This is a genomic window from Merdibacter massiliensis (assembly GCF_900155395.1).
Classification (GTDB): domain Bacteria; phylum Bacillota_I; class Bacilli_A; order Erysipelotrichales; family Erysipelotrichaceae; genus Merdibacter; species Merdibacter massiliensis.
The window spans coordinates 140,816-152,913 of the sequence record NZ_LT699726.1; the positions used below are offsets into that span (position 1 = coordinate 140,816).

At 33.0% G+C, this 12,098-nt stretch carries 11 protein-coding genes; 1 reads left to right on the forward strand and 10 read right to left on the reverse strand.

Going from position 1 to position 12,098, the window contains the following annotated elements:
• Window positions 1-240: 240 nt before the first annotated feature.
• The 4 genes from nrdG to BQ9859_RS07245 all read right to left on the reverse strand — a co-directional run bounded on the left by nrdG (window position 241) and on the right by BQ9859_RS07245 (window position 5,570).
• On the reverse strand, window positions 241-768 hold the full coding sequence (nrdG, locus tag BQ9859_RS07230; protein WP_075877545.1) for an anaerobic ribonucleoside-triphosphate reductase activating protein: 528 nt from the start codon (window positions 766-768) through the stop codon (window positions 241-243).
• A complete protein-coding gene (locus BQ9859_RS07235) occupies window positions 761-3,106 on the reverse strand; it encodes an anaerobic ribonucleoside triphosphate reductase (protein WP_075877546.1) in 2,346 nt (781 codons plus the stop codon). Before BQ9859_RS07235 ends, nrdG begins: the two co-directional genes overlap by 8 nt.
• A gap of 363 nt (window positions 3,107-3,469) precedes the next feature.
• On the reverse strand, window positions 3,470-4,909 hold the full coding sequence (locus tag BQ9859_RS07240) for a sensor histidine kinase (protein ID WP_083662742.1): 1,440 nt from the start codon (window positions 4,907-4,909) through the stop codon (window positions 3,470-3,472).
• Window positions 4,893-5,570: a response regulator transcription factor gene (locus BQ9859_RS07245; RefSeq protein ID WP_075877548.1), complete on the reverse strand. Its 678-nt coding sequence runs from the start codon at window positions 5,568-5,570 to the stop codon at window positions 4,893-4,895. The genes BQ9859_RS07240 and BQ9859_RS07245 overlap by 17 nt, the downstream gene beginning before the upstream one ends.
• A gap of 145 nt (window positions 5,571-5,715) precedes the next feature.
• Between BQ9859_RS07245 and BQ9859_RS07250 the strand changes: the two genes are divergently transcribed.
• Window positions 5,716-6,552, forward strand: a complete 837-nt coding sequence (locus BQ9859_RS07250) for a protein phosphatase 2C domain-containing protein (RefSeq protein WP_075877549.1) — start codon at window positions 5,716-5,718, stop codon at window positions 6,550-6,552.
• A gap of 25 nt (window positions 6,553-6,577) precedes the next feature.
• Here the strand turns inward: BQ9859_RS07250 and BQ9859_RS07255 are convergent, their stop codons facing one another.
• From BQ9859_RS07255 to BQ9859_RS07280, 6 genes are all read right to left on the reverse strand, one after another.
• Window positions 6,578-7,978: a hypothetical protein gene (locus tag BQ9859_RS07255; RefSeq protein ID WP_075877550.1), complete on the reverse strand. Its 1,401-nt coding sequence runs from the start codon at window positions 7,976-7,978 to the stop codon at window positions 6,578-6,580.
• The gene (locus BQ9859_RS07260) at window positions 7,965-8,633 is read right to left on the reverse strand and encodes an ABC transporter ATP-binding protein (protein WP_075877551.1); all 669 of its coding nucleotides are present in this window, start codon (window positions 8,631-8,633) and stop codon (window positions 7,965-7,967) included. The genes BQ9859_RS07255 and BQ9859_RS07260 overlap by 14 nt, the downstream gene beginning before the upstream one ends.
• Window positions 8,617-9,828, reverse strand: coding sequence for a sensor histidine kinase (locus BQ9859_RS07265; protein ID WP_075877552.1), 1,212 nt, complete (start codon window positions 9,826-9,828; stop codon window positions 8,617-8,619). The genes BQ9859_RS07260 and BQ9859_RS07265 overlap by 17 nt, the downstream gene beginning before the upstream one ends.
• Window positions 9,795-10,505: a response regulator transcription factor gene (locus BQ9859_RS07270; protein ID WP_143404400.1), complete on the reverse strand. Its 711-nt coding sequence runs from the start codon at window positions 10,503-10,505 to the stop codon at window positions 9,795-9,797. The genes BQ9859_RS07265 and BQ9859_RS07270 overlap by 34 nt, the downstream gene beginning before the upstream one ends.
• Before the next feature lie 101 nt (window positions 10,506-10,606).
• Window positions 10,607-11,023 (reverse strand): hypothetical protein, encoded by a 417-nt coding sequence (locus BQ9859_RS07275; protein ID WP_075877553.1) that lies wholly within the window; start codon window positions 11,021-11,023, stop codon window positions 10,607-10,609.
• Window positions 11,024-11,159: 136 nt separating this feature from the next.
• Window positions 11,160-12,068, reverse strand: coding sequence for a DUF1848 domain-containing protein (locus tag BQ9859_RS07280; RefSeq protein ID WP_075877554.1), 909 nt, complete (start codon window positions 12,066-12,068; stop codon window positions 11,160-11,162).
• Window positions 12,069-12,098 lie beyond the last annotated feature (30 nt).

Consider the following 12,098-nt stretch of genomic DNA (forward strand, 5'->3'; position numbering starts at 1 on the left):
CAGGCCCGAACGAATGTACAAAAAAGCGAAAGGCGCTCTGGATAATTCATTCCAAAGCGCCATTGCTTTTTTTGTATGCACTTAGTCTAGCAGAGCAAATGAAAATTGTCAACAAGAAAATGAAAATATTTTCTTTATTTTGAATGAAATCATTTTCATATAGAAAGAAATCAAACATAAAGTGAATTTATTCCCGTTCTTTTGATTCGGTTAAATAAATCCACTTTTCTTACCATTCTTTTATTGTAACTTTTGATTATCTGCGTCATAGGCAGAAAGAATAACTTTTCCTTCTTTAAATGATGCAGGCACATCAATAATTCGTTGATTTCGGCTGCCTTTAAACTTTAAACGATAATCCTTCTGCTCCATCACAAAGCGGCCGTCTACAAGTACATCCAGCAATTCCAATAATCTTTTTTTCTCATTATCGGCCATAAGCTGTTCAAAAGTATACCCGCTATATGCCCATAGGGATAATCCTTTTTCTTTTGCCGCCTTTGCAATTGGAATTAGTTTATCACTTTGCCAAAATGGTTCTCCACCAGAAAATGTCAATCCGGTTTGTAAAGGTTCATGCACAATCTGTTCAATCAAATCATCTACTGCAAATAATGTCCCTTGTTGTGGATCATGTGTTTGCGGATTATGACACCCTTCACAATGGTGCGGACATCCTTGTGTCCATAGCACCATACGCACGCCGGGGCCGTCTACAAAACTATCTAACTGTAAAGGAGATGCCAAACGAATCATCTGTTTAGGCATGTTTTACACGATCACTTTCTTCTGCTTTCTTTGCATTATTGAAACGGTCTACAGTACCGACTAGATATCCAGTGATACGGCGGATCTTCTCAAACTTGTATTCGCTCTTTGAATCATCACGCCCGCATTTTGGACAGATATGTCCTTCAATCACGCCGCTGTATCCGCAACAAGGATCACGGTCTACTGGATGGTTAATACTTCCATATCCAATGTTATTTTCTTTCATACAGCGAACGATGGATTCAAATGCTTCCAAGTTATTGCTAGGATCGCCGTCAACCTCGACATAAGAAATGTGTCCGCCATTTGTTAATGCATGATATGGACCTTCCAAACGGATCTTATCAAATGCACGAATATGGTAGTAAACTGGAATGTGGAAAGAGTTCGTATAGTATTCACGATCCGTAATGCCTTCCAATTCACCAAAGATCTTCTTATCAATCTTCGTAAAACGTCCGGATAAGCCTTCTGCCGGCGTTGCAATCAAAGAGAAATTCAAATGATATTTCTCTGTTGCTTCATCCATACGTTTACGCATATGTCCAATGATTTCTAAACCAAGTCTTTGTGCATACTCGCTTTCACCATGATGCTGACCGATCAAAGCTTTTAAACATTCTGCCAAACCTATAAAGCCCATTGTCAATGTACCTTGTTTCACAACATCTTCCAATGTGTCTTCCCATTCCAGGTTTTCAGAACCAAGCCATACTCCTTGACCCATCAAGAAAGGGAAATTTTTCACTTTTTTCTTAGCTTGGATTGCCAAACGCTCCAACAATTGAGCGATGACTGTATCAATTTTTTCATCTAATTCTTCATAGAATCCATCGATATCAGGTTCTCCCAACATCACTTGTCCATGTTTGATTCCGATACGTACCAAATTAATGGATGTGAAGGAATTATTTCCACGTCCAGTCGCAATTTCCGGTCCATTTACATTTCCCATTACACGTGTACGGCATCCCATGGTAGCCACTTCTGTTTCTGGACGTCCTTCAACATAATATTGCAGATTGAATGGTGCATCCAAAAATTCAAAGTTCGGGAATAAACGCTTTGCACTTACTCGGCATGCTAATTTAAACAAGTCATAGTTTGGATCTTCAGGATTGTAATTGATTCCTTCTTTTACTTTAAAGATCAAGATAGGGAAAATAGGTGTTTCTCCATTTCCTAAACCTGCTTCCTGTGCCAGCATCAGCTTTTCGGATACCATTCGTCCTTCCGGAGAAGTATCTGTACCAAAATTGATACTAGAGAACGGTACCTGCGCTCCTGCACGGGAATGCATCGTATTCAAGTTATGGACAAATCCCTCCATGGCTTGATATGTTAACTTTTCAGTTTCCTTCAAAGCTTCTTTATATGCAAAAGCATCTACCAGCTGTAACTGATCATTTGTCAGGCCATACGCTTCTTTTAACATGTTATTCAAGCCCTCTACAAATTTAGGCTCCATGCGAAGTTCCGGACGGATTCCTGTCTCTTTTTCAATTGCTTCGATTTGATCTTTTACATCAACATCTAATGATACTAATAATTCCAATGCTTTATTCACATTTGAAATATAAGAACGACGGAAAGTTTTAGCTACGCCTTCTGCTAAATAATAATCAAATGCCGGTATGCTTTGACCGCCATGTTGATCATTCTGGTTGCTCTGAATAGCGATTGCTGCTAAAGCGGCATAGCTTGTAATGCTTTGCGGTTCACGCAAGTGGCCATGTCCAGTAGAAAAGCCTCCCTTAAACAGCTTATCTAACGGAATCTGGCAGCAAGTCAAAGTACCCATATTCATAAAATCCATGTCATGGATATGAATATCACCATCATCATGCATTTTTGCAAATTTTGGCGTCATTAAATTTGCTTTGCAAAATTCTCGAGATACAGCACTTCCATATTGCAGCATGGTACCCATTGCTGTGTTACCATCGATATTGGCATTTTCACGCTTAACATCTGCATCTTTGCTATCTGAGAATGTAATTTCTTTGATAGACTGCATCAATCGCGTTTTCATATTACGAATGCGTGTACGCTCAGCACGATACAGAATATATGCTTCACTTGTTTTTGCATGTCCGCATTCGATCAATATCTTTACAACGGCATCCTGTATTTCTTCTACATTTGGCATTTCATCCTGATAATGACGATTCAAATAATTAACTACTTGATCTGTCAGTTGTTCTGCTGTTGCATAATCTGCAACTTGTCCTTCATCTTCCGCCACCTTAGAAGCAGCTAAGAAGATAGCACGGGTAATTTTTTCGGGAGCGAAGTAGATTTCTCTACCATCTCTTTTTCTGATTTTTGTAATCATGAAGATCCCCTCCTTTACTCGGTCGCGTGAAAAAAATACAAGATCTTAACGATATGCCAAATCTCGTTTTTTTGCTCATATGATTCTCACATAATAAGATATCTCTTTGGATTCTCCTTCATAAATCATCTCGACTGACTATTTCGAATCCGTATCCGATTACGACGCTGAGAACATTATACAACAGTTTTTCTAGATTTGAGTCTGAAAATGCTTTACATTTTTATGAAAAAAATTCAAGGGTGTAAATATGGCATTATTGACCGGAATACTATATTCTTTTTTTCTAATTGACATATTTTCATTGTAAAAAACAGGAAGATCTTTTTCCATCCTTGATCTTCCTGTCATTTGAAAATATGATTATGCATCTTCATGTATTTTTAATGAGAACCAGAATGTACTTCCCTGACCTTCCTCACTTTCCACGCCATATTCTGCCTGATGCAGTTCCAGAATACCCTTAACGATGCTCAGACCAATACCTGAGCCGACTTTTGCCCTAATATGCGACTGATTTCCTTTATAATATCGATCCCATACATACGGCAGCATCTCTTTGCTGATTCCTGCTCCAAAATCTTGCACAGAAAAATGATACTTGCCATCCTTTACTTCTTGATGAATGACAATTTCTTTTCTCTGCGTACTGTAGTTGACCGCATTGGTGATTAGATTATAAATCACTTGGGTGATCTTGATCTCATCTCCATCCACCATGACAGAAGGCATCGCATTTAAATGAATCGTAAATTCACCTTTCAGCAGTTTTTCAATACGTTCACAAATATGCTTGACTTGCGACACAATGTCAAAAGTTGTTATCTCTAAAGATTGTACACCAGCCTGCAGCTTGCTCATATCTAATATTTCATTCACCAAACTCGTTAAACGATTTGCTTCATCAATGATGACCTGCACGTTTTCTGCATTATTTTCGCCAGGGATATCCCGCATCATTTCACCATAACCGCTGATCATTGTCAAAGGGGTCCGTAGATCATGACTCATATTAGCTATTAATTCCTTACGCAAGTCTTCTACCTTTTTCAGCTCTCTCGTAGCATAATTTAATGTTTCATTTAATTCATGTATTTCCACATATTCATGATTCGCAAAATGGACATCATAATTACCTAAAGCAAGCTGCTTTGCCTGTTCATTGGTCGTGCGGATAGGCAGACCAATTTTTTTAGAAACATAGTATGCCAATGCCATTGCCATTGCAACGATAATTGCAGCAATAGCAAAAAACTGCACTTGCAAGGTAGATACTGTTGATTGTACCGGTGACAAGACGGTATTTACAAAAAAGATATATTGATTGCCGTCTTTTGAATTCACAATGGACGCACTGGTCATATTCCGCAGAATATTTCCATCATCTTTATTTGTATCATTCATGATGATCGTAGCAGTTCCGCTCTCAGAAGCTCTTGCCTTCAGATATAATTCCTCATATCGATCCAGCATTAATGGCTGGCTTGGACAAGAACGAAAATCGCCAGCGATGGCCGCAATATAGTATGGATCACTATTATCCGTTCCCATGCCATATGTATACACAAAAAAATCCTGTGCACTTGCAATAGTCTGAATTTGGTTATAATCATAGCTTTCTTTTAATATATTTTTTATCTGATCCGTTGCCTGCTTGACTCCTCTCTCCTTGATGAACATATAGAAATCTTTCAAGAAAACAACTTGAGCTAAATAAAAGATACATAAAATAAATACAGCAAACCCTAACAAATATAATAATATTTTCTGCTGAATCTTCAGCTTGCTAATCCTTTTTCTCAAAACGATAACCCACTCCTCGCAAAGTTACGATCATCGTACTGTATTCTTTCAAGCTCTTACGCAAAAGTTTGATATGTGTATCGAGCGTACGATCATCCCCATAAAAATCATAGCCCCATACATCGCGAATCAGTTGTTCACGTGTCAATGCGATCCCTTCATTTTCAATCATATAAAATAATAAAGTGTACTCCTTTGGAGACATTTCAATTTCTTCATCATCAATAAACACTTTTCTTGCTGTAACATCTACTTTTAATCCTTTATATTCAAAAATATTTTTCTTTGCCTTAGCTGCACCTTGATATCGTTTCAAAATAGCTGCTACACGCATCATTAGTTCACGACAAGAAAAGGGTTTGACAACATAATCATCGATACCTACTTCAAACCCGTGAATACGATCATATTCCTCTCCACGGGCAGATAACATGATAACCGGCGTATCACAGAACTCATGAATTTTCTTTACCGCACTGAATCCATCTAAATTCGGCATCATAATGTCCATGATGATACAATCATATGTCATATCCTCACACTTCTGTACGGCATCCATCCCGTCAACAGCTTCATATACCTCATATCCTTCAAACTCGGCAAATTTACGAATCATCTTTCGAATATTATTTTCATCATCTACCACAAGCAATCTGGTCATCTTGTCACCCACTTTCCTATTTTGCTTTATTATAGCTTATTTCATCATCATTAGTGTGATATTTTTGTGAATATTCTTTTTCAAATGCCAGCTTTATGCAAAGCTTATGCTATACTAAAGATTAGTATAAAGGTTGGTGAGTATCTTGTTTACAGATATCAAATATTTCTCTCACTCAGAAAAAGCATACAATGAAGACGCATATGGAATTGGTCCCAACTATATGTTTGTTCTGGATGGAGCAACAGGATTGGGAAAAAAAGAAATCATGCACCCACACAGCGATGCCTATTGGTTTGTCTCAGAAATCAAGGAACATCTGATTTCTACTCTGAAAGATGGTCCCTTTCAAGTTTCGCTTTTAAAACAAAAAAGAGCACAGCTTTACGCACAATATCAAAAAGCAGGCGGCAATCAATTATCTTCTGCTGAAATGCCAAGTGCCTGCATTGCTTTATTCTACGAAGACGGTGAAGATCTTTGCTTTTTTGGCATGGGAGACTGCTATGGTATCGTAGAACTGATGGATGGTACCATTGAGATATATAGTGATCCAATACTAGAAAGTCTTGACCAAAAAGCAATGACCCGCATGAAAGAAATCAGCCAAGAAAAACAAATACCTTTTTTAGAAGCTCGCAAGTATATACAAGATCTATTATTAGCAAACCGAAAAATGCGCAATCAGCCAAACGGCTATCACGCATTAGATTTAGAGTGGGATCACTATGAACAAATTCCCATCCATCGCTGGAAATTAAACAATGTAAAACGGGTGCTTGCTGCCAGTGACGGTTTCTATGAAATCATGCACTACAATATCATACATACTACAAAAGAATTATTAGATCTTCTTTCATCCGACAGCAAGCAAACTATCCGACTCCTATTCGATGCACAAGACAACGATCCACAAGCAATCCTGTGCCCTAGATTCAAGCATAGAGATGATTGTACGTTTGTATTTACTACAATAAATTAACGGTTTTATCTTTAATACTTCTAATTTATATAATTTGATTATCATCTTTCTTTTTATTTCTTAATACAATAAAATAATCTAACAATAAAAACATATTATATATAATTGTTACTATTATAACACTAAAAATATAGTTAATTGAACTTATAGAATCTTGATATAATATTATCTTTGTCAAAAAAGCTAACATTATATTACTAATTAATATTTCTATTATTGTATATTTATTTATTATTTTATATTCTCTGCTATCGTTATAGTAATATTTTTTTAAAATATTTAAATAATTAAAATCACTCTTATATTTCATGTAAGTTACGATGATATAATTTAATAGAATTATAATACAGGCAATATTAATTGACTCAACAAAACTATTTAATCCTCGATTAGGTATTATCTTAATACTTCCTTTCTGATATAAATTTATAGTTTCAATCACTATCCCTTGACCTACATTTGATAGTTTAATATCCATATCATTTAATTGGGGAAAATAAGAAATATATTTATAATTAAAGAAAAATATTACTCTGCTTGCTAAAAATATAATTTGAAATAAAAATAAAAATTTTAATAGTATATATAATATATATCTTTTAAAAATAATATTTTTAAAAGATTTCCTATTTTCTTTTTGACTAAGTTCGATAATCATTTTTATTTTCTTTCTTATTTGAAAAAAAATAAAAATAAATACATTTAGAACAATTAACCATAGAAAGATGATATTAATAAAAATATTATCGTTTTTTACGATTAAATTATAATTATATGTAACTACATTTGTTATAATATCTTCTTGAACACTAGGAGAAGTATCAACATATATTTGCATACTTTTTATATTTGGCTCATGAATAAAACAATTAACAAAATTTACATTATCATTTATCATATTCCACCTTGTCGTATAATTTTTTATAATTCCACATACAATAAATCCATTTAAACTTTTAAATTTATAATTTGAAATAACATCTCCAACTTTTTCTACACCTAAAATAGATAAATACTCTTCTTCCACTGCCACTTCATTATTTTTCTTAGGGAAGGTTCCCTCTAAAAAAGTAATATTACTAATATCTAAGAATCTTTGGTCACCAGATCCAATTACTAATTTTTTATTGTCTTCTAATGTAATACATTCTTGAATTAGTTGTATAGAATAATTATAAATAAATGCATGATTTTCAAAGTATGATATATCTTCCTTTTTGCTGTCAAGAATTAATATATCCCATTTCCCAAAAAATATATCTTTTTGATCATTTAAATAAGTATATATAGTTTTATTGCTTAAAACAACTGCTATGGTATAGATTACCAAAAAAATAAATAAAAACATAACAAGGCGATGTAATCTTCTTGTTTCTTTTTGGGAAAAAATTATTTTTTTATATTTTTCTTTATTATTTTTGTACATTTTTAATTACCCTACCATCTTGTAGAACAATTAGTCTACTAGCTTTTTTTGCAACAGCGTAATCATGCGTTGCTATCATTAATGTCAAGCTAAACATCTTTTGAAGATGAACGAATAGACTCAATACTTCTTCCGTATTATATGAATCTAAATTCCCCGTTGGTTCATCTGCTAGCACCAATTCAGGCTTATTAATTAATGCTCTCGCAATTCCTACTCTCTGTTTTTCTCCTCCAGATAGTGATTTAACTAAACGATCTTTTAAATGATCAATATGTAGCTCTTGTAGTAATAAATCATAATAAAAATAATCTATTTTTTCGTTTCTTAAATCTATAGGAAATAAAATATTATCTTCAACACTTAATTCTGAAATCAATTTGAAATCTTGAAATACATAACCAATATTCTTTCTACGAAATTCAATAAAATTCTTTTTCTTCATACTATTTATTTCTTTTCCTGAAATAATAACATTTCCTTCATCTGGTTTAACTAAACCATTAATTATATGAAACAATGTCGATTTACCTGATCCACTTTTACCTAATACCGCAACAAAATCATTGGCTTTCACCTTGAAAGAAACGCCTTGTAAAGCCTTAGTATTCTCAAACATTTTTATTACATTATTTACTTCAACAATTGTCCTCATAATAGTTCTCCAGTTCTACTTTTTTCTTTTGCTCATATTTTGGCAAAACAATAGTAAACTTTAATCCACCAAGTATGCTTTGTTCTACTGATATTTCTCCTAAATGTTTTTCTATTATTTGTTTACATAAATGTAATCCTATTCCTATTCCTGTTTTTGATGACTCAAAACGTTCAAATGAAATATGATCTACTAATTCATTTGCATTTCCATTATCTTCAATAGTAATTTTGATTTTATCTGTCACTACTTCAGAAGAAATAAATACTTTTTTGTACATACCTGCATTTTCAATTGCATTTTTAATAATATTTGAAAGAGCTTCTCCCATCCATACAATATCACCATAAAAAATGATATTATCACAATTATTAACTAATTCTGTTTGAAAATATTCTGCCTGAACTCTTAATAACTTAAAAATATCTTCAATAAGCTCATAAAGATTTATTTTTTCATTTTCAAATTGTACTTTTCCTGCATCAAATTTTGAAGCACGCATATAAGTATTTGCTAAGCCTGTTGCTTTTTCTATTGCATAATTAATAGTATTAAATTCACTTCTAGTTATCTTTCCTTGTAATTCAAACTGTTCAACCCATATTTTAATTACATTTAATGGTGTTTTTATTTGATGAATAATATCTTGATGCGTTTTAATCATTGTTACAATTATTTCTTGATTATAGTCATTCTCATCTTTTAAACGATATTCTAAACGGTCTAATATATAATTGCATCTTTTATATTGATCTTTTCGTTCTATAGTTCCTTTATATATAAAATGTTCTAATTTGTCTAATACATAACTTAATTCATTGTTTATTTCCTTAACTTTTTTTAGTGAGTAACGATTATATAAAATTATTAATAGAATAATTATTAGAATGTAGATTAATGTCAAAACAATAACAAACGGATCAAAAAATAATATAAATTGTCCATAATGATAATATCCATTTTTCATCAAAACATAAATACCATCTTCTATCCCGTTTGCTCTAGAAAATAAGGAATTTAATACCCGTTGTTGTACAATTGATTCACTTGTTTTTAAAGAGCCTATTATTGACAGTGTTTTTTGATAATAATAAAAATGCATACCAACTACATAAAAAAGCAGTGAAAGAAAGATAATAATAATTCTCACTGCTTTTTTGTTTATTCGCTGTAAAGAACTACGTCTAGTTTCCATTGATATCCGACTCCTCGTATTGATTCAATATATGGTTTCCCATTAAATTTACCAATTTTTGATTTTAAATTGCTAATATGAACAGTTAAAGTATTATTTTCTACGAACTCATCATTTTGATTCCAAAGGACACTAGTAATTTGATCACGAGTAATTGTTATTCCATGATTGCTGACTAATAACTGCAAAATGTGGAATTGTGTTGGTGTGATTGCTAATTGTTGATTATCTGACAAAACTGTATGATGTTCAAAATCAATGATCAAATCTCCGCTCTTTACTTTACGCGCTTTATTCATTTCTCGCTGGTTTCTTCTAAGCACTGTTTTGATTTTAGCTAGTAATACCTGTAGTGAAAATGGTTTAGTTATATAATCATCGGCACCTAACTCCAAACCAAAAACAATGCTGGCTTCATCATTTACTCCCGTCAAAAATATAACAGGAGCATTTCTTTGCTTATGAATGTTGCGACACAAGTCAAAACCATCGCCTCCTGGAATATGAATATCAATTAAATATAAATCATAATCATCATTTTCTATTGATTGAATTGCTTGCCTGTAAGTGTGAATTTTCGTCACTTGATATCCATATGTTTCTAAGATGGGTGGCAGACTTCTGCAAATGGCCGCATCATCTTCAATTAATAAAATCTTTATTATATTTTTATTCACAATAATTTTACCTCCAATATTTTCTCTCAAATTAATTGAAAATGTTAATTAATATGATAATTTAGAGAATACAACAATATTAAAGATAAATTATACTTTAACTATACATGAACTTTTACTGTCTTCTTACCCTGGTGATTAATTCCACTAAAAACAAAATCATATTCAATATCAATTTTTATACCTTGATAATTATCATAATATGAATATGTATACTTATAAGCTATGATATTATGAAGTTTACTTACCAATTCAACATCTACTAAACCAGCCATTCGCCAACCTGTAGATGTTTGAGTTGTTTCTACCATATCATACGTAACTACAGTGTCAAACTCCCAAGAAGAAACTGTTTCAGTAATTGTATATAAAAATCTTGTTTCAATTTCCTCAGCTGCTTCTTTGATACCAGTTTGCAGGCTAGTATCTACTGTTTTGGCAGAGACTGGATTGACTGTACCGACAAGTGCAGAACATGCGATAGCAGCAGCAATCCCTCCTTTTAATAATTTCTTCATTTCTTTCCCCCTCCTTTCTGAGTATAAGATAACTCATCAACCTTAATTTAAACTTAAGAAATTAATAAAAAAAGACTTGAAACTTAATTTAGAATATATTCAGCTAAGTGTTTTTGTTAGCGGTTACAACACTATTTTATATTTTCTTCGTATCTTTACGTATTGTTACCTTATCTTCGGGACAAATATGACCAATTAATAATGAGCTATTTGGATCATGTTGCTGAAGTTTTGATTGAATTATTTTTTCATCATAGTTCGCATAACAATACCTACAAAAATGTGCACAGGCATTATAATCTCCTATATCAACAGTAGGGAGACAATGACATTGTGAACGTACGCTCTTTCCAGTCGGCAACAAAATCTCTCTTCCTAATCTTTGTTTTAGATCTTCTCTGTTAACACATTCTCCCTGCCGGATACCATAATCACTTAAATCAATCGATTCTGCACAGGTTTGTACACGGATTCCATATTTCCTTACTGACTTATAAAGTTCTTTGGCTACTGCTAGCATGTTGCCGTCATTCATTGAAACCATGCCTAGATGAGCTGCATGTTTTTTGGTATTCTTATATAAATCTACAAAAGATATAATATACGTATCTACATATCCATCTAACTGCTGACATAAGGAAGCAAATGCCTTTCCATGATAGGCTGGTGTATAGCGCTGATTTAACAATATTGGATCATAACGTACGATGACCCGATCTTTTCCTATTTTCTTTGACAGCATTTTGATTGCTTCTAGGATATCTTTTTTATTTCTTACGCCTGGTTCGATATCAGAATGATAGCCAGTTAATGTTACATGAAATAAAAAAGGGAACGGAATCTCTTCTAAACGCTCCAGCATTGGTCCAGGATCTTTTGTACAAAATAAAATGCAATCAATATATTCTTCATTCAATAATATACGTGAGATCTGATGTTCATTATATGGATTTCGTACATCTACAAATCCTTCTTCGATACGGCGAAAAAACCATTCACTGAAGAATGCTGGAATATCACAGCGTCCGCTGACAAATAAGATCATTTCGTCGTCCCCTTTCTTTGAAAAAGGTTT